The organism is Thioalkalivibrio versutus (assembly GCF_001020955.1).
Lineage (GTDB): Bacteria > Pseudomonadota > Gammaproteobacteria > Ectothiorhodospirales > Ectothiorhodospiraceae > Thioalkalivibrio > Thioalkalivibrio versutus.
In genome coordinates, this window is sequence record NZ_CP011367.1 from 1613951 (window position 1) to 1631337 (window position 17387).

The window sequence follows — 17387 nt, forward strand, 5'->3', positions numbered from 1 at the left end:
TCTGCCGCGGGCCGGTCGATGGTTTACCATTCACCTAATCCGCATCCGGACGTCCCCTTCGCTACGAGGCCGTTTCATGAGCAAAACCGTCACGCTGACCGACAACACCACCGGCAAGAGCATCGAACTGCCGATCCAGGAGGGCTCGCACGGCCCGAACTGCCTGGATGTCCGCACCCTGTACAAGGAGCTCGGCTACTTCACCTATGACCCGGGGTTCATGTCCACGGCCAGCTGTCGTTCGGACGTCACCTTCATCGACGGCGACGAGGGCACCCTGCTCTACCGCGGCTACCCCATAGAACAGTTGGCGGAAGAGAGCACCTATCTCGAGGTCTGCTATCTGCTGCTGAACGGCGACCTGCCTGCCGCCGACGACCTGCACGACTTCTCGCGCATCATCAAGGAGCACTCGATGCTGCACGAGGCCGTGCGCCGCTTCTTCGACGGCTTCCGCCACGACGCGCATCCAATGGCAATCATGGTCGGTGTGGTCGGCGCGCTGTCGGCCTTCTATCACGACAACGTGGACGTGCATAACCCGGAACATCGGCGCATCGCCGCGCACCGGCTGATCTCCAAGATGCCCACCATCGCCGCCTGGTCGTACAAGTACGCCAACGGCCAGCCGTTCATGTACCCGGACAACAACCTGTCCTACACCGCCAACTTCCTGGCGATGATGTTCGGCGTGCCCAGCGAGCCCTACCAGCCGAACCCGGTGTTCGTGCGCGCGCTCGACCTGATCCTGATCCTGCACGCCGACCACGAGCAGAACGCCTCGACCTCCACCGTGCGCCTGTCCGGCTCCTCCGAGGCCAACCCGTTTGCCGCGATCTCCGCCGGCATCGCCTCGCTTTGGGGGCCACTGCATGGGGGTGCGAACGAGAAGGTCATCCGCATGCTCGAGGAGATCGTGCACTCCGACAAGAGCGTGGAGGACTTCGTGGCCCGCGCGAAGGACAAGAACGACTCCTTCCGCCTGATGGGCTTCGGCCACCGCGTGTACAAGAACTACGATCCGCGCGCCAAGATCATCCGCAAGATGTGCCACGACCTGCTAGCGGAGATGGGCGACATGGGCGCCGATAACCAGCCCCTGTTCGACGTCGCCATGGAGCTGGAACGTATCGCGATGGAGGACGACTACTTCATCGAGCGCAAGCTCTACCCCAACGTGGACTTCTACTCCGGCATCATCCTGCGCGCGATGGGCATCCCGTTGAACATGTTCACCGTGATTTTCGCCCTCGCCCGCACCGTCGGCTGGATCTCGCACTGGAACGAAATGATGCAGGACCCCGAATCCCGCATCGGCCGCCCGCGCCAGCTCTACACCGGCTACCGCTCGCGCGACTACACCTCCATCGAGGAACGCTAGAGGGACACGGATCCATGCGCAGGTCCGCGTTGGCACCCCGTGTTTTCCGCGACCCGATACGGCACGCAGACGGGTAGGCGTGCTACCGGAATGTGTCCTCTCTTTGGAGGTCGCAACGCAGATCGGGGAACGTGGGGTACCAACGCCACGACCGATTGAACGCCGGGGCTTGGCCGATTCTGCCCACCGACAGCGTTGCCGCTCGAGCGCGAACGAGTGCGTTGATCAGCCTTCCCCAGGCTGGCATTCGGACGGATGCTTGCCGAACCCCTGCGCCGGTGCTATCTACTGGGTAGTAACAAGGGAGGGAGTGCTCATGTCCACCGACCGTTTCTTCATTTTGTTTGCCGGTATTGTCGTCCTGGTCAGCGTACTGCTCACCTGGCTGGCCAGCCCCTGGTGGCTGCTACTCGCCGTCTTCATGGGCATCCACCTGATTCAGGCCTCGTTTACCGGCTTCTGCCCGCTGGTGATGATCCTGAAATCCATGGGGCTCAAGCCCGGCGAAATCTTCCCCTGAACCCGGCCCGCGCGGTGGATGGCGAGGAAACCCCATCGACTACGCGCCCCTTGTGTTCGTGACCGTCAGACTGCATATTAGACTTCGCTAATACTTAACCAGGAGACACCATCCATGAGCATTGACCGCATCGTCCTCGCCTTCGCCGGCACCGTCGTGATCATCAGCGCCATCCTCGGGTGGGTCTTCACCCCGATGTGGCTGATCCTGACCCTGTTCGTCGGCGCGAACCTGTTGCAGTCCGCCTTCACCGGCTTCTGCCCGCTGGCGATGATCCTGAAGGCGATGGGCGTGAAGCCCGGGGAAGCCTTCAACTAATCCCAAGGGGCCCCCACACCCCTTCCAAGGCCCGGGCACCGCTGGTCCCGGGCCTTTTTGTGTGCGCCACCCGCGAATGATCAACGCCTGTCTACACTTCAAGTGAGACCCACTCAGGTGGCACGCAGGCCCAATGCGATTTCGAGACCGAAAGGAAGCCGGCGAGCAACTCGCTCACGCCCTGGACCGCTATCGCGGCCAACCCGGCGTTGTGTATGCCTTGCCGCGCGGCGGAGTCCCCCTGGGGATCGCCGTCGCCCGGCGTCTGGGCATGCCCCTGGATCTCCTGATCCCGCGCAAGATCGGCCACCCGTTCCATCCCGAGTACGCGATCTGTGCCGTGCCCGAGCAGGGCGAACCGGTCTGCAATCCACGCGAGGCGGGACGCGTCGATCCAGGCTGGCTGGACCAGGCCGAGGCACGCGAACGCGCCGAAGCCCGGCGCAGGCGCCAACTGTACTGCACGACGCCTTCCCCGGACGTTGGCGGCAAGCTGGCGATCATTGTCGACGACGGGATCGCCACCGGACTCACCATGCGCGCCGCGATCCGCGACGCACGTCAGCGCCAGCCTCGCCATCTGGTCGTGGCGATCCCGGTGGCACCGGCGGAGACCGCGGCACTCCTGGAAAACGAGGTCGATGAACTGGTCACCCTGGACATCCCCGAGTACTACCGCGGCTCGGTGGGGGCGTACTACGAGGATTTCGAACAAGTCTCCGACGACGCGGTCATCGCGATGATGGCCTCCGTCCACCGTGTGGAAAACCCCGATGTCTCACGCGAATGAACAGTCCGTCGACCTGGCCCTGGACGGCCAGGTCCACCAGGGGATTCTCGGCGTACCCGAGACACCCATTGGTCTCGTCGTTTTCGCGCACGGCAGCGGTAGCAGCCGCCTGAGCCCGCGCAATCATCAAGTGGCGCGGACACTGCAGGCCAGCCGCATCGCCACCCTGATGTTCGATCTGCTCACCGAAGGGGAAGATCGCACCTACGCCAACCGCTTCGATATCGAACTCCTCGGCCGGCGGCTGGTGCAGGCCTGCCAATGGGCGGCCGCCCAGCCTCGCCTGGCACCCCTGCCGCTCGGGCTGTTTGGCGCCAGCACCGGCGCCGCGGCAGCGTTGCAGGCCGCCGCCGCAGCGCCGGAGACCATCCGGGCCGTGGTCTCGCGCGGCGGGCGCCCGGACCTGGCAGGCGCAGCCCTGCCCAGAGTCGAGAGCCCCACCCTCCTGATCGTGGGCGGTGACGACACCATGGTGATTCAACTGAATCGCCAGGCGCAGGCGCTTATGCACGCACGCTGCGAGCTCCAGATCGTACCCGGCGCCAGCCACCTGTTCGAGGAACCGGGCACGCTGGAACAGGCAGCCGAACTCGCGGCCGCCTGGTTCAGCCAGTGCTTCACTACGGCGTAATGGCGACCTTCAGTACGCCGTCGCGTTGATGCGAGAACAGGTCGTAGGCCGCCTCGATATCCGCCAGCTTGTAATGGTGCGTCACCATCGGCGTCAGGTCCACGCGCCCCGAGGCGACGACCTCCATCAACCGCCGCATGCGTTCTTTCCCGCCGGGGCACAGGGTGGTCACGATGGTGTGATCGCCCAGCCCGGCTGCAATCGCATCCAGCGGCATGGAAAGCTTGCCCGAATACACCCCGAGACTGGAAAGGGTCCCGCCCGGTTTCAGGATGCGCAGACAGGCCTCGAAGGTCTGCTGCTGCCCCAGGGCCTCGATGGCCACATCGACCCCGCGCCCGCCAGTCAGCTCCATGATCGTCTCGACCGGGTCCTGCTCGCGGAAGTTGATCGCCACATCCGCGCCCAGCTTGCGGGCGGTCTCCAGGCGCTCCGGCACCCCGTCCACCACGATGATCCGGGTGGCCCCCATGAGCTTGGCACCCGCCGTGGCACAAAGGCCGATAGGGCCCTGGGCGAACACGGCCACCGTATCGCCGATGTGGATGTGCCCATGTTCGGCGCCGCCGAAACCGGTGCTCATGATGTCCGGACACATCAGTACCTGTTCGTCGCTCAGGCCGTCCGGCACCGGGGTCAGATTCGCCTGCGCATTGGGGATGCGCACGTACTCCGCCTGACAGCCATCGATCGTGTTTCCCAGCTGCCAGCCACCCATGGCCTTGCCACCACACTGACTGGAGATGCCCTCCAGGCAGGAATGGCATTGCCCGCAGGGCGTGATCGCGCCCGCGATGACCCGCTGGCCGACCTCGTAGCCGGTCACTGCGTCCCCGAGGCGTTCGATCACCCCAACCGGTTCGTGCCCCACGATGCGGCCCGCCTCCACCGGGTATTCGCCCTTGAGGATATGCACATCGGTCCCGCAGATGGTCGTGGTCGTCACCCGCAGCAGGGCGTCCGTCGGCCCGATCTCCGGGATTGGACGCTCCTGCAACTCGATCCGCCCGGGTTCGACAAAAACTGCCGCCTTCATCGTGCTCATACCAACCTCCTTTGTAGCTTTCCTCGGAAAACCCTGAAGAACCCATCGTTCGCCATCGCGCGCGCAGCAAAGCAATCTTTGTGGCCTGGCCATCCACTGTTCATGGATTGTTTCGCCGCTGCGCTGCGCACAAGCGCGGGTCATCCAGCGTTTCCCCAGAGGCGCGACATGCCGTCATGCACACCCTGTTCATCAAACATAGCAGGCCAGCCACGCGATCTTCCCGCCCGGGCACCGATTGATCGCGACGCCCCGCTCGCCTCCCTTACAATGAGCCTACATCTGCTGTTCAGGATCGCCTGTGATCTCGCTCATTCCCCGCCTGTTTCAACGCGCCCCGGCCCTCGATCCCGAAAGCCGGGCCTGGATCCACGCCATCTTCGATTGGGCCGGGAACGAACCACACCTGGGATCGATGCTGAGCAAGGCACATCTGGTACTGCCCACGGCCGAGCACTTCCCCGGGCAAGCCGACAATCGCCAGGCCATGGCTCAACTGGTGTTCGATCGCGTGCTGGAACATGCCGGGCTCGCAGACAGCCCGTTCCGGCTCGTGCACCCTGGAAACTTGATGGACGATCCCATCCCCTGGGATGCGATGAATACGGCCCGACCCAGCCGCAACCCGGCGGAACCCCAGTCGGCGGGCGTCGGCATCCCCTACGACCCGGAGCTCGTCGCACATTCCCAGGCGCTGATTGCCCACTTCGCGCGCGAGATCGCCTTGCGCCTGCTCGCCACGGCTGGCGAGCCCCCACCCGCCCTGGAGGGTAACGAGGCCCATATCGCGGAACTCCTCGCCACCCAGATGGGCTTCGGGGTCATGCTGGCCAATACTGCCTTCCAGGTCCGCGTGAATCAGTGCGGTGCCTGCAAGGGGCCGAGCGCCGAACGCGAAACCGCACTCTCGCGCGACGACCTTGCCTACGCCCTGGGGTTGTTCTGCCGGCGGCACGCCATCCCGCCGTCCCGAGCGAGGGCTCACCTGAATACCCCGTTGCGCCCGGCGCTGCGCCACGCATTGCGCGATCTCGCCCGTCGCGAGCGTGAAGCCGCGAGTGGCGCCGCCTGAACCGCCCGCGCCCGCGCCCCCTCCGCCACAGCCACATGCAGCGTTATCTAATCCGTTTTATAAACAAGCAACAGTAACTTGCGGCACCTTCGCGCGGTTCGTCGGGCGCTACTCGATCACCCTTTCGCGCGGGGTACAGACGCATTGAACAGCAGAGCCTGGGCATCTAGTTATCTGAGTGCGAAACCACAGCACTCTGGAGGCTCGTCATGACCACCCTGCGTTACTGCCTTGCTGCCCCGATCTTCTTTGCGTTTGCCGCCGCGCCCCTCCACGCCAGCGAGGGTACCTTCGACACCCCGACCCTGATCCCCGAACTTGCGGTCAAGGCCGCAGAGGCCGCAGTCGAGGCCTGCCGCGAACGCGACACCCAGATCACTGCGGCCGTGGTCGACCGACATGGCACCCCCCAGGCCCTGAAGCGCGACCGCTTTGCCGGTCCGCACACGGTGGATACCGCCATCCGCAAGGCCTGGACCGCCGTCAGCTTCCGCACCGACACCCTGGAGCTTCGCGAGATGACGGAACCGGGAGAGGCCGGCTATGGCATCCAGCACCTGCCGGGGGTCAGCACCCTGGGCGGTGGCAAACAGATCACCACCGGTGGTCGAATTGTCGGCGGTATCGGGATCTCCGGCGCCCCTAGCGGACAGGTCGATGACGAATGCGCGGCAGCCGGCATCGACGCCATCACCGAAGACCTGCTCTGAACCCACCATCTTCCGGGGCCTTCCCGCGCGAGCGGAGGAGGGCCCCGTTCATGGAATGACCACGCCAGCCGTTTCAGGCGCCGAGCAAACCGCTTCGCTGAAGCCCGTCGAAGATAAACTGCATCGCGAGCGCGCTGAGCAGCACGCCCAGGATGCGCGTGAGCACATGCGCGCCGGTCACGCCCAGCCAGTGCTGCAGACGTGACGCCACCAGCAGGCACACCAGCGCAAGCACCATAACGGCCACCAACGCCCCGAGCACCACGGCCTGGGCCACCCAGTCGCCCTCGGCCCGGCTCATCATCAGGATCGCGGCCCCCATCGCGCCGGGGCCGGCCAGCAAGGGCGTGGCCAACGGAAAGACCGACAAGTCCTTGCGGGTGCGCGCCTCCTGCGTCTCGGCCGCCGTGGCCGACACCGCGCCCGAGCTGCGGGCAAACACCATGTCGATGCCAATCAACAGCAGCAGGATCCCGCCCGCGGTGTACAGCGCCGCCAACGAGATCCCCAGCAGCGACAGCAGCGCCTCCCCGACCAGCGCAAACAGCAACAGGATGCCGCCCGCGACCACCGCCCCGCGGATGGCCATGGCACGGCGCTGGGCTGGGTCCACGCCCCGACTGAGGACCGCGAATACCACCGCGACATCCACCGGCCCGATGGTCACGAAAAAGGTGGCCAGCGCGACGATTCCCAGTTCCAGCATGGCGGATCCCTCCTCTGGCGCCTGTTCTCCAACGGCCATGACACGCCCGGAATGGGCCTGGCCATCCGGGGTTTAAGTTGCCCTTCGTGATCGACGAACCTACTTTAGCGCGTTCTGAAACGCTTATTGGGGAGCCATCGAGTCATGAAACGTCGTGTTGTCGGTCATCTGACGCTGGCCAGTCTGCTTGCATCACCCGCCCTCGCTCATGCCCAGGAGGCCGCTCAGACACTGGGCACCGTATCGGTTACGGCCACCGGATACGAGACCCTGATCGACGAGACGCCGTCCTCCGTCACCGTGATCGAGGCCAGCGAAATCCGCAACCGCGAGGCCCGCACCCTGGGCGACCTCCTGCGCGGCCAACCGGGTGTCGCCACGGCCGTGGACGGATCGGTGGGCTCCGATCCGATCATTCGTGGCCTGAAGCGCGACCAGGTGCTGGTTCTCGTGGACGGCGTGCGCATCAACGCGATGCAGCCGCCGGCCCGCGGCTCGCTGGCTTCCTATGTCAACGTCGACCTGATCGAACGCATCGAGATCGTGCGCGGCCCGGGCTCCGTGCTCTACGGCGCCGGTGCCATGGGCGGCGTGATCAACATCATCACCCGCGGCGGCGATTTCACCGACGAACCCGAGACCCGCGGCTTCTCCCGCCTGGGCGTCACCTCGGTCGACGAAGGCATCCGCGGCGCGGTCGGCGTCACCGTCTCCAACGACCGCAACGTGCTGGACCTCTCCACCGCCTACCTGAACACCGACGACTACAAGAACGGCGACGGCGACCGTCTGCGCGACTCCGGCACCGAACAGAACGCCTACCACCTGCGCTACCGCGGCAAGCTCGCACCAGGCCACGAGGTCCAGTTCCGCGCCCAGCGCGACGAGCGCAAGGACGTCTGGTACCTCGCCTCGCGTACATTCACCCCCAGCGATGGACAGCGTCCTGAAGGTGTGAACACGCACTACACCCCACGGCAAACCCGCGATCTGCTGGAATTGCGCTATAAAGGAGAATTGGCAGGTTCCTGGGGGCCCCGCATCGAAGCTTCTATCTACCGTCAGGAGCTCTCCCGCGGAAACTACGACTGGAGCGACCGCCTGCAGAAAGATTACCGGACCTCGGATACCGATTTCACGACGGACGGGCTTCGTGTGCAGACGGAACTGGTCCCCACCGACGACCAGATCCTGCTGGTCGGGGCCGAGGCCTGGCGCCTGCAAGCCAGCCCTGTTTCCTTTGTAGGTGCTCCCCCCAATTACGATCCCGTGATCCGGATGCCACTCGTCGAGAACGGCAAGATCGAGTCCGCCGGCGTGTTCATCCAGCACGAGACCTACCTCGACTGGGCCACCGTCAATATAGGAGCCCGTTACGACGAGGTGCGCGGGAGTGCTGACGCCGCCATGGGCGTTACCGGGCCACTGGACAACACCGATCGTAACCTCAGCTGGTCGGCCGGGCTCACCTGGCACCTGGACGAGGCCTTCAACCCCTACTTCAGCCTGTCAGAGGGCTACCGCTCCGCCAGCCTGCTGGAACGCTACCTGACCTACCCCTACAGCGACGGCTTCACCTGGCAGAGCAACCCGCAGCTGGATCCGGAACGCAACCGCACCTTCGAGGTAGGCGCCCGCGGCCAGATCGGCGCGACCTCGTACACCGTCTCGGCGTACGAGAGCCGAATCCGCGACTATATCGGTGGCCAGGTCACTGCACCCGGATTCAAGGAAACCATCAACCTCGACGAGGCGCGCATCCATGGCGTCGAGGCCCTGGTGGAACATACCTTCACCGACGCCATCACCGGCTACGCCACTGGCACCTGGATCCGTGGCGAGAACCGCGACAGCCGCTTTAGCGAGCCGCTGACCCAGATGCCGCCGCCTGAAGCCAGTATTGGGCTCAACCATTCGGTGGCCCAAGGCTGGCAGTGGGATGCCCGCATCCGGGCCGTGGCGAGCCAAAGCCGGACGGCCGACACCTTCACGGAGAACAGCGAACGCAACACCTCCGGTTTCGCCACCGCCGATCTCGCCGTCGGCTACCGCTTCGGGCCCAGCGCCGGCTTTCGTTCCAACGAGATCACCTTTAGCGTGACCAACATCGCCGACAAGACCTACCGCGAGCACGTCAACGAGATGACCGAGGCACGCCTGGACCCGGCCAATGGCGTACAGGACATCTGGGCCCCCGGCCGCAGCTTCGGGCTCACCTGGAACGCCGAGTTCTAGACCGGCCGCAGACATCGCCCCCAAGACAAGACAAGACAAGGACAACACCATGCGTTTACGCGTAATCGATTTCGGCCAGCAGCCCGCCGTGCGTTCCCAGGCGGTCTACCACGGCATCGCCGAAGCCATGGGCAAGGACGACGATCCGGTGCTCACCCTGGTCAACCCCGACGACCCGTATGTCTGCGTCGGGTTGCATCAGGAGATCGCCCTGGAGGCCGACGAAGACTTCTGCAAGGAACAGAACCTGCCGATCATCCGCCGCCACGTCGGTGGCGGTGCGGTGTATCTGGACCACAACCAGATGTTCTTCCACTTCATCTATCCGTCGTCCAAGGCCCCGCGGATCGTCTCCGACATCTACAAGAAGTTCATCGACCCGGTGATCAACACCTACCAGGACCTGGGCGTGAACGCGACCTTCCGCCCGGTGAACGACATCCACGTGGACGGACGCAAGATCGGTGGTACCGGTGCCGCCAGTATCGGCAACGCCACCGTGATGGTCGGCAGCTTCATGTTCGACTTCGACACCGCCACCATGGCGCGCTGCCTCAAGGTCCCGTCGGAGAAATTCCGCGACAAGCTGCGCGCCGGCATGGAGGACTACATCACCACGTTGTCACGCGAACTCGGCGAAATGCCCGCCCGCGAAACCGTGCGCGATGCCTTCCTGAAACGCGTGGCCAGCGACCTCGCCGTCGAGGTCGAGATGAGCGAACCCACCGCCGAGGAAACCGCCGCCATCGAGGAACAGATCGCCGAGCTGACCGACCCCGAATGGACCTACCGCAAGGGCCGCAAATTTGTCGAGATGGGCGTCAAGATCGCCGCCGGAACCCACCTGACCGAAGGCGCCCACAAGGCCCCCGGCGGGCTGATCCGGGCCCAGCTGATGGAAAAAGACGACCACATCGCCGACCTTCTGCTCTCCGGCGATTTCACGGTCTTCCCGGAAGACGGCATGGACCGCATCGCCGATGCCCTGCACGGCCAGCCACTGGAAGAAGAAGCCCTGCGAAGCGCCGCGGCCGCCTGCATGCAGGAGATTGGTCTCGACGCCCCGGGCATCGAAGCCAACGACATCGCGACGGCGATCCTCGCCTGCGTCCACCGCGAGCCTCACTGAACGGGCACGCTGAACGGGCACGCTGAACGGGCACGCACGAGGCTTCGCATCCAAACAGAAACGGCCGGACCACCAAGTAGGGTGGTCCGGCCGTTTGGATGTTATTGCAGCTTTCTGCGTACGACGGCCCTCAGGCCGAATCCAGGCACTCCGCACGACTGGGCGCGGTGTTGAGCCGCCCGCGATCCGTGGTATATGGCTCGGTTCGCGAGGCGGCACGATCCGCAGTCTTCAGGATCTCCGCGGCCCATTCAGGAAGTTCCGGCGAGAGCCGATAATAGATCCAGTTGCTCTCGCGCCGGGTCCGTACCACCTGATAATGGCGCAGAGCGGCCAGGTGACGCGATACCTTCGGCTGGGACATCTCCAGAGCGTGGGTCAGCTCGCAGACACACAGCTCCCCTTCCGCCTGCATCAGCAAGAGCGAGCGAAGCCGTGTCTCGTCTGCAAGGAGATTGAACAGATCGGTTGGGTTAAGCGACATATCGTATCCAGCTAAAATCCTTTTGCGAACTATATCCCGGGTACCAGGCCGCGACAACGAAGCAGCCATCGCGGCAACCTGCGGTGCCCCTGTGGCTCCAAGGGAGGAGACAAACCCCGAACCACCACTTCACCCCGACGAACGGAAAGACGCAGTTCATTGGCAGACGCCCGGGCATGTGTCGTCATTCCTTCGATCACCCGGAGCGGCGTTGAAAGAATCAGCGCCTCCCTAGTGGTGATGGCCATGGTCCCGCGAAGGAACGACCTCCAAGCCCTCGATGGAAGCACCCGCCTCCGCCAGGGTCGCCAGCACCCGACCGTAGGACGACGTGGCTTCGGCGCGGGTCCGATGGTGATCATGGGGGCCTTCATGTACGACCATCCTTGCGCCATTCGCCAAGTGTTTCTCGTGCCCGCCGTCATCCTGCTTGTGGTGGCGAGCATGCGGTATTCCGAGACGGCGCTCTTCGGCCTCTTTCGGCATCGCCTCGGCCAGGCCTTGCATATGGCGAGCGAGCGTTTTTGGCGTCGTGCCGTCAGCGCGCGCCACATTCACATTAACTCCGCGTTCGACCAGTGCATCGACCATCTCCGGATACCCATAGAGCACCGCATAGGTCAACGCAGTATTGCCCCGAGGCCCCCGCGCATCCAAATCCAGGTCGGGTTCTTCAAGCAAGCGCCGCACAATCGCCGCGTCACCTCCGTGGACCGCCTTCATCAGAACCGTCACACCCTCACGCTCGCGGGCGTTCACGTCCGCCCCCGAGCCAATCAGCAGATCCGTCAGCTCCGCAGAGACCCCGACTGCCACCAGCAGAGGCGTCAACTCCCAGGGCCGCTGAGCACGGTTCACATCCGCACCAGCCTCGATCAGGGCCTCGGCCCGCTCCGCATCATCGCCGGCCACCGCTTGATATAACTCGGACGACAGGCCGCCCCCTTCACTCGCCAACGCGCTCACAGGACCGGCCAGGCACAGCATGCCAAGCACCATGCATTTGGAGAACCATTTCATCTCACCCTCCAGAAAAAGGGCCCCGACGGCCATGCGACCGTCGGGACCGGAACATCGGGCTAAGTCAAAGTCGGGCGTGTGCGAGATCCTCGCATCAGGAGATGTTAAAGCGAGCCCGGATCGACCCGATGGGCTTTAACATTCCATCCGCAGCCCGGTAATCGAAGAAATCAATATCTACCGGGAACGACCCCGCCTGTTGGGGCTCGAAGATCAGGTCATAGCGCTCCGCCGCCGTCATCAGGATCTCCCCTCCCGCGGGAATGGTCTCGATCTGCGGCAGGGGCCGACCGTCCTCGGCCACCACCTGGATCGGGCCCAGTTCCTCCGGGAAGCGCACCCGCTGAGGGACATACCCCGCCATGATGTAACGCAGCAAAACCCGGTCCGCGCGGCTCGCATTGACTACCACCGAGGGGTCCGTCTGGCTTAGATCCGCGCCTACCCCGTTAATGCAGAAGATCTCCGGATTGAAGTCGTCCAATCCGGCATCACCGCCACACAGCGCGGCGTCCCATGGCAGGCAATGCCAGTTCATGTCGATGTCATCGACCGCCCAGATCGCCTCGACCGTATAGCTCGGGCCGCCCTCGTAGACCGTACCGGGACCACTGGGTGGATCGATGATCAGTGCACCGTACATACCCATCTCGGCGTGCAGCACCGTGTTCGTATGGCAATGGTAGAAGTAGGTCCCCGCCTGCGAGGCCCGCCACTGATAGGTGTATTCACCCAGTACATCGAAGGAGTAATGGCCAACGCCATCGTTGAAGGTATCCGGCTCGATCCCGTGATGATGCACCGTATGCGGTGCCATCATCGCCATCGCGTTCAGGTGGGTGTGGACGATCTGGCCCTGACGCACACGCATCGGCGGGGACGGCATCGCGCCTCCCATGCCACCGCCACCGCCACCGCCCATGCCGCCGCCGCCATCCATGTTGAAGCCCCAGATCGGGACCTCGACACCGTTGATGACCTGGCTGCCCTGCATGAAGGTATTCAGGAAGAACTCAACGTCCGGGGTGACCCGGTTGGGGGTGTTCGGTGCATCGATGTGCAGGCCGCAATTGCCCGTAATGCCGGCATCGCAGCCGCCACCCATGCCACCGCCTCCCATACCGCCGCCGTCTCGATTTCTGCTCATGTGGTCTTGCTCCCTTGCAATCCGTTGATCCGGACCCGTCTCAGGACAGGTCGTCCACTTTCTGGGTGAGATCCGATTCCGTCTGCGGCGCGGTACCCATCACAATCGGTGCATGGGCGCCATGCGGATACGAACCTCCGCCGGCGGTCTGCGACATCTCCGAATGGCAGTGCATCGGGAAGTGCTGAATCGTGTTCGCAGTAACGGGCGGATACGCATCCGGTGGCGCCTTGAAGGGATAGATCACATCGCGCACGTCCAGCGGAAACATCGACACGGCGTCCTTGTTCTTGAACGGCGCACTGAAACGTTCGTAGTTGATAGTGACCATCTCCACGTGATTCCCGTGGAAGTGCGGCGCGTGCACGATGCCGCCAGCGTTGAGCATGCGTACATAGGCCGCTTCATCGTAGTGGCCCATCAGCTCCGTGTTGTACTCGTGGGTGTTCTCGTAGGCGTGCCCGTTGATTGTGAAGTACCGGGGCTTGAAGCTATCCGGGGCGATGGAGTTCACCTGGTAATCTCCCAGGGTGCGCACCTGTTCCCCCCAGGATGGATCCACGTTGCTGAACATCCATTTGTACTGGCGCACAAACTGCGGCCCCCCCACGAATGGGCGATCCTTGATCCCCGCAGGCATGACCACCAGGGTCCCGTGCAGGCCCATGATCCGATTAACGCCATTGTTCTGGTCGTCGTAATAGAGATACGTGCCAGCCGGCGGCGCGGCGAACGAAAACGAGATGACACTCTGGGCGCTGGCCTGGTGGCGGATGTTGGTCGCCCCAACATGGAAAACCACCGACGTATGCAGCGTGTTCTCCAGGTTGACCGTAATCGTGTCACCCTCCTGGCAGACCAGCGTCGGACCCGGCCAACTCATTGCGTCCGTGGTGGAGAACCCGAACATCAGCGCCGACGTGCCGTCGATCATGGTGACATCGCCGCGTCGTGCCGCCAGGTCGATGCTCAGATCCGCCGCTTCGGCGCGCGGTGCCCAGGCCAGCAGGCCCATCGTTCCAGGAATGGCGAAGCCAGCGGACAATGCCATCCCGCCCTTCAGAAAATTTCTACGATGCATGCGCGTGTTTCCTCCTTGTGATCAGGCGTGCGGCCCGGAAAAATTCAGCCTGGGAGCCTCTAGGCTCTGGTCGAGAACCTTGCTCGACACAATGCCCCGGGGGCGCCATTGACCGTCGGCCCAGCCCCCGGCACGAGGTACCGCCCCCCGCCATAACGAGCGACCCCATCCCGGCCTCGCTCCCTCGCTTCCGCATTCAGGGTTCGGCCTTCCTGCATTTCACACGAATCAATTGGCCGAACCGCGGCCGAAGATAGAGGAAAAACACCGAATTACAACAAGGGTATTACCGAATACCTATATGGCGAATCGCTCATTCAACGTGGCCCCGCCACATAAACGACCCAATTTGTCGCTCGCTGCACCTTTGATTCGTGTATGATGCGGGGTTGGCAGTTGCCATCCGATTTTCGCCGGGCCTTCGTTTCCGGCCTGTGTGAGTACCCTCAATGTCTGATTCCCCCTCCTTCTCCCAGCTCGGGCTTTCCGAGTCGCTGGTTCATGCCCTGTCGAACATGGGCTTCACGACCCCGACCCCGGTCCAGGCCGCCTGCATCCCCGCGCTGCTGGAAGGCCGCGATGTTCTGGGCGAAGCCCAGACCGGCACCGGCAAGACCGGCGCCTTCGGCCTGCCGCTGATTGACCTGATGGACGCCGGCAAGCGCGCGCCCCAGGCACTGGTGCTGGCCCCTACGCGCGAGCTGGCCAACCAGGTCGCCGGCGCCCTGACTGAGTTCGCCCGCGAGTTCTCCGGCATCGATGTGCTGCCCGTCTACGGCGGCCAGCCGATGGGCGAACAGCTCCGCGCCCTGCGCAAGGGCCCGCAGATCGTGGTCGGCACGCCCGGCCGCGTGGTCGACCACATCAAGCGCGGCACCCTGAACCTGGACGCCCTGCGCGTCGTGGTGCTGGACGAAGCCGACGAAATGCTGCGCATGGGCTTTGTCGAAGAGATCGAGTGGATCCTGGAACAGACCCCCGAAGCGCGCCAGACCACCCTGTTCTCCGCCACCATGCCGGCCCCCATCCGCCGTATCGCGCACCGCCACATGCGCGAGCCGGAAGAGATCAAGATCGGTGCTGGCAACGAGGCAGGCACCGATATCGACCAGAGCTATTGCCTGGTCGATGCCCGCCACAAGGTGGAGGCCCTGACCCGCCTGATGGAGACCGAGGAAGACCTGGACGGCGCGGTCGTCTTTGCCCGCACCAAGGCCTCTACGGTCGAGATCGCCGATTCACTCGGCCAGGCCGGCATCGCCGCGTCCGCGCTGAACGGCGACATGGAACAAGGCGAACGCGAGCGTGTGGTCAGTGACCTGCGCGACGGCCGCCTGGATGTCATCGTCGCCACCGACGTCGCCGCCCGCGGCATCGATGTGCCGCGCATCAGCCACGTCTTCAACTTCGACGCCCCCGGCGATGCCGAGGTCTACGTCCACCGCATCGGCCGTACCGGTCGCGCCGGCCGCAAGGGCCGCGCCATCCTGTTCCTGGAACCGCGCAAGCGCCGCATGTTGAAGGACATCGAACGCCTCACCGGCAAGCCGGTGCGCGAACAGCCGGTGCCCGACCGCCAGGCCGTACAGGCCCGCCGCGAGACGCGCTTCGCCGAGCGCGTTCAGGCCCTCCTGGGCAGCGAACAGAACTCCGGACACGAAGCCCTGGTCGATCGCCTGCTGACTGACAGTGGCGTATCCGAGCGCGAACTCGCCACCGCCCTGGTCGCACTGGCCACCGCCGGCAGCCCGCTGGATGCCAACTCCACGAAGGGCGCCGATCCGCTGCTAGCGGCCGCCCGTGCCCCCTATTCCGAGCGCGGCGACAACCGCCGGGACAGCAAGCCCCGGGGCGAGCGTCCGTCGCGCGGCAAGGATCGCGAGCCAGAAGCCGACATGGTGCGCTACTACATGCCGGTCGGCCGCAACAACGGCGTGGCGCCGGGTGCCATCGTTGGCGCGCTGGCCAACGAGGGCGGCCTGAACGGCCGCGACATCGGCCGCATTGGCCTGCGTGACGACCACAGCCATGTGGATCTTCCGGCGTCGCTGGACGAAGCCGCGATTCGTCGCCTGGGCAACATCCATATTGCCAACCGCAAGCTGGAGCTGACCCTTCAGGCCCCGCGCCCGGGCCAGGCCGCGAACCAGGACGACGCACGCAAGCCTGCGCCGCGCAAGACCGCCAAGCCGCGCAGTGACAAGCCGGAGACCAGCGCCAGGGCCAAGCCGACCAGCAAGCCCACACCGGCCAAGCGCGGCCCGGCCCCGGGCAACGGCAAGCGCCCGGCCTACGCCGCCGCACCCGGCAAACGCCCCGTGCGCAAGGGTACCAGCGGGCCCAAGAACACCGGCTCGCGCGCGGACGGCACGCTGATGATCAAGCGCAAAGCCGCCAACGGCTAAGCGCGGCGACTCAAAGGCGCGTACCAGACAACGCCCGCGGCCTCCGAAAGGAGCCGCGGGCGTTTCATTTGGACGTTCAGAAATCTCCGGTGCGCCCCGCCTCGACGATGCTGTAGATCGTGTCGCGCACCTCGCGGGCCACGACCTCGAGATCCTCGGGGAGATCCGTCGCATGCAGCATCATGTCCATGTTGGTGGTGACGATCCAGCCCTGCCCCTCGTCATCCTCCACCACTGCGATACGACAGGGCAGAAAGCTCGCATAGATGATGTCGTGCTTCACCATCTGGTTGGCGATCAGGGCATCACAGAAAGCGAGAATACGCATGTAATTGCCCTCGCCGCCCATTGCCTGCACCTGATCCGACAGCGGCAAATCGGCGACCTCCTGGAAATTGCGCAGATTGGCCCGCAATTTCATCGACTCGATGGCCTCGTCGATGCTGACACCATCTTCGATCTTGAAAATCTCGGCACTCTGCCGAACCATCTGCTGCAACGTTTCAGGATCCAGCGCCTCGTCCCCCTCCGTCGATTCGGACGCGGTCAGCGGAAGCGGCAGCAACAACAACAACACGAGCATCCAGACTTTCATCGCGCACTCCTGATTCGGGTGGACGGGAGAGCCCGCCGGCCGAAAGCCCTTGCGGCCCTCCCTAGTGCGAATCTAGATCATGCGCATGCACTTCACCGAATCTACCGCGCCTGGACGC

Annotated in this window: 17 protein-coding genes; 10 read left to right on the forward strand and 7 right to left on the reverse strand. The window is 64.5% G+C overall.

Going from position 1 to position 17387, the window contains the following annotated elements; genetic code table 11:
• The first annotated feature begins 76 nt into the window (after positions 1 to 76).
• From TVD_RS07495 to TVD_RS07515, 5 genes are all read left to right on the forward strand, one after another.
• Complete coding sequence (locus TVD_RS07495; protein WP_018169899.1) at positions 77 to 1381, forward strand: citrate synthase; 1305 nt, start codon at positions 77 to 79, stop codon at positions 1379 to 1381.
• A gap of 316 nt (positions 1382 to 1697) precedes the next feature.
• Entirely contained in the window at positions 1698 to 1901 is a 204-nt protein-coding gene (locus tag TVD_RS07500) for a YgaP family membrane protein (RefSeq protein ID WP_018145533.1), read from the forward strand.
• A gap of 114 nt (positions 1902 to 2015) precedes the next feature.
• The gene (locus TVD_RS07505) at positions 2016 to 2219 is read left to right on the forward strand and encodes a YgaP family membrane protein (protein WP_018145532.1); all 204 of its coding nucleotides are present in this window, start codon (positions 2016 to 2018) and stop codon (positions 2217 to 2219) included.
• A gap of 133 nt (positions 2220 to 2352) precedes the next feature.
• Positions 2353 to 3009 carry a phosphoribosyltransferase gene (locus TVD_RS07510; protein ID WP_047251242.1) on the forward strand — a complete coding sequence of 219 codons (657 nt, stop codon included), beginning with the start codon at positions 2353 to 2355 and terminating at the stop codon, positions 3007 to 3009.
• Positions 2993 to 3640: a dienelactone hydrolase family protein gene (locus TVD_RS07515; RefSeq protein ID WP_047251243.1), complete on the forward strand. Its 648-nt coding sequence runs from the start codon at positions 2993 to 2995 to the stop codon at positions 3638 to 3640. The genes TVD_RS07510 and TVD_RS07515 overlap by 17 nt, the downstream gene beginning before the upstream one ends.
• Here TVD_RS07515 and TVD_RS07520 read toward each other — a convergent pair.
• On the reverse strand, positions 3630 to 4685 hold the full coding sequence (locus TVD_RS07520) for an NAD(P)-dependent alcohol dehydrogenase (RefSeq protein WP_047251244.1): 1056 nt from the start codon (positions 4683 to 4685) through the stop codon (positions 3630 to 3632). The genes TVD_RS07515 and TVD_RS07520 overlap by 11 nt on opposite strands.
• Positions 4686 to 4986: 301 nt before the next feature.
• On the opposite strand from TVD_RS07520, the gene TVD_RS07525 reads away from it, so the two are divergent.
• The gene (locus tag TVD_RS07525) at positions 4987 to 5757 is read left to right on the forward strand and encodes a hypothetical protein (protein ID WP_047251245.1); all 771 of its coding nucleotides are present in this window, start codon (positions 4987 to 4989) and stop codon (positions 5755 to 5757) included.
• 209 nt (positions 5758 to 5966) lie between these two features.
• Positions 5967 to 6467, forward strand: coding sequence for a GlcG/HbpS family heme-binding protein (locus TVD_RS07530; RefSeq protein WP_047251246.1), 501 nt, complete (start codon positions 5967 to 5969; stop codon positions 6465 to 6467).
• A gap of 73 nt (positions 6468 to 6540) precedes the next feature.
• Here the strand turns inward: TVD_RS07530 and TVD_RS07535 are convergent, their stop codons facing one another.
• Positions 6541 to 7173 (reverse strand): MarC family protein, encoded by a 633-nt coding sequence (locus TVD_RS07535; RefSeq protein ID WP_018938567.1) that lies wholly within the window; start codon positions 7171 to 7173, stop codon positions 6541 to 6543.
• Between the two features lie 144 nt (positions 7174 to 7317).
• Between TVD_RS07535 and TVD_RS07540 the strand changes: the two genes are divergently transcribed.
• Positions 7318 to 9408 carry a TonB-dependent receptor plug domain-containing protein gene (locus tag TVD_RS07540; RefSeq protein ID WP_047251247.1) on the forward strand — a complete coding sequence of 697 codons (2091 nt, stop codon included), beginning with the start codon at positions 7318 to 7320 and terminating at the stop codon, positions 9406 to 9408.
• A gap of 49 nt (positions 9409 to 9457) precedes the next feature.
• Positions 9458 to 10537, forward strand: coding sequence for a lipoate--protein ligase (locus tag TVD_RS07545; RefSeq protein WP_047251248.1), 1080 nt, complete (start codon positions 9458 to 9460; stop codon positions 10535 to 10537).
• 130 nt (positions 10538 to 10667) lie between these two features.
• Here the strand turns inward: TVD_RS07545 and TVD_RS07550 are convergent, their stop codons facing one another.
• The 4 genes from TVD_RS07550 to TVD_RS07565 all read right to left on the reverse strand — a co-directional run bounded on the left by TVD_RS07550 (position 10668) and on the right by TVD_RS07565 (position 14239).
• Positions 10668 to 11021 (reverse strand): metalloregulator ArsR/SmtB family transcription factor, encoded by a 354-nt coding sequence (locus tag TVD_RS07550; RefSeq protein WP_018951903.1) that lies wholly within the window; start codon positions 11019 to 11021, stop codon positions 10668 to 10670.
• Between the two features lie 231 nt (positions 11022 to 11252).
• Positions 11253 to 12041 carry an ankyrin repeat domain-containing protein gene (locus TVD_RS07555; protein WP_047251936.1) on the reverse strand — a complete coding sequence of 263 codons (789 nt, stop codon included), beginning with the start codon at positions 12039 to 12041 and terminating at the stop codon, positions 11253 to 11255.
• Positions 12042 to 12135: 94 nt separating this feature from the next.
• On the reverse strand, positions 12136 to 13188 hold the full coding sequence (locus tag TVD_RS07560; protein WP_240472253.1) for a multicopper oxidase domain-containing protein: 1053 nt from the start codon (positions 13186 to 13188) through the stop codon (positions 12136 to 12138).
• Positions 13189 to 13228: 40 nt separating this feature from the next.
• Positions 13229 to 14239, reverse strand: coding sequence for a multicopper oxidase domain-containing protein (locus tag TVD_RS07565; RefSeq protein ID WP_047251937.1), 1011 nt, complete (start codon positions 14237 to 14239; stop codon positions 13229 to 13231).
• A gap of 479 nt (positions 14240 to 14718) precedes the next feature.
• On the opposite strand from TVD_RS07565, the gene TVD_RS07570 reads away from it, so the two are divergent.
• The gene (locus TVD_RS07570; RefSeq protein ID WP_047251250.1) at positions 14719 to 16674 is read left to right on the forward strand and encodes a DEAD/DEAH box helicase; all 1956 of its coding nucleotides are present in this window, start codon (positions 14719 to 14721) and stop codon (positions 16672 to 16674) included.
• Positions 16675 to 16750: 76 nt separating this feature from the next.
• On the opposite strand, the gene TVD_RS07575 is transcribed toward TVD_RS07570, so the two are convergent.
• Positions 16751 to 17269, reverse strand: coding sequence for a DUF302 domain-containing protein (locus TVD_RS07575; RefSeq protein WP_018169910.1), 519 nt, complete (start codon positions 17267 to 17269; stop codon positions 16751 to 16753).
• Between the last annotated feature and the right edge of the window lie 118 nt (positions 17270 to 17387).

Bases quoted from the DNA above. Each gene is read 5' to 3' on its own strand.
- TVD_RS07520 (WP_047251244.1), bottom strand. From the start codon at position 4,685: ATGAGCACGATGAAGGCGGCAGTTTTTGTCGAACCCGGGCGGATCGAG.
- TVD_RS07535 (WP_018938567.1), bottom strand. From the start codon at position 7,173: ATGCTGGAACTGGGAATCGTCGCGCTGGCCACCTTTTTCGTGACCATC.
- TVD_RS07550 (WP_018951903.1), bottom strand. From the start codon at position 11,021: ATGTCGCTTAACCCAACCGATCTGTTCAATCTCCTTGCAGACGAGACA.
- TVD_RS07495 (WP_018169899.1), top strand. From the start codon at position 77: ATGAGCAAAACCGTCACGCTGACCGACAACACCACCGGCAAGAGCATC.
- TVD_RS07500 (WP_018145533.1), top strand. From the start codon at position 1,698: ATGTCCACCGACCGTTTCTTCATTTTGTTTGCCGGTATTGTCGTCCTG.
- TVD_RS07570 (WP_047251250.1), top strand. From the start codon at position 14,719: ATGTCTGATTCCCCCTCCTTCTCCCAGCTCGGGCTTTCCGAGTCGCTG.
- TVD_RS07575 (WP_018169910.1), bottom strand. From the start codon at position 17,269: ATGAAAGTCTGGATGCTCGTGTTGTTGTTGTTGCTGCCGCTTCCGCTG.
- TVD_RS07530 (WP_047251246.1), top strand. From the start codon at position 5,967: ATGACCACCCTGCGTTACTGCCTTGCTGCCCCGATCTTCTTTGCGTTT.
- TVD_RS07540 (WP_047251247.1), top strand. From the start codon at position 7,318: ATGAAACGTCGTGTTGTCGGTCATCTGACGCTGGCCAGTCTGCTTGCA.
- TVD_RS07505 (WP_018145532.1), top strand. From the start codon at position 2,016: ATGAGCATTGACCGCATCGTCCTCGCCTTCGCCGGCACCGTCGTGATC.
- TVD_RS07510 (WP_047251242.1), top strand. From the start codon at position 2,353: ATGCGATTTCGAGACCGAAAGGAAGCCGGCGAGCAACTCGCTCACGCC.
- TVD_RS07515 (WP_047251243.1), top strand. From the start codon at position 2,993: ATGTCTCACGCGAATGAACAGTCCGTCGACCTGGCCCTGGACGGCCAG.
- TVD_RS07545 (WP_047251248.1), top strand. From the start codon at position 9,458: ATGCGTTTACGCGTAATCGATTTCGGCCAGCAGCCCGCCGTGCGTTCC.
- TVD_RS07560 (WP_240472253.1), bottom strand. From the start codon at position 13,188: ATGAGCAGAAATCGAGACGGCGGCGGTATGGGAGGCGGTGGCATGGGT.
- TVD_RS07555 (WP_047251936.1), bottom strand. From the start codon at position 12,041: ATGAAATGGTTCTCCAAATGCATGGTGCTTGGCATGCTGTGCCTGGCC.
- TVD_RS07565 (WP_047251937.1), bottom strand. From the start codon at position 14,239: ATGGCATTGTCCGCTGGCTTCGCCATTCCTGGAACGATGGGCCTGCTG.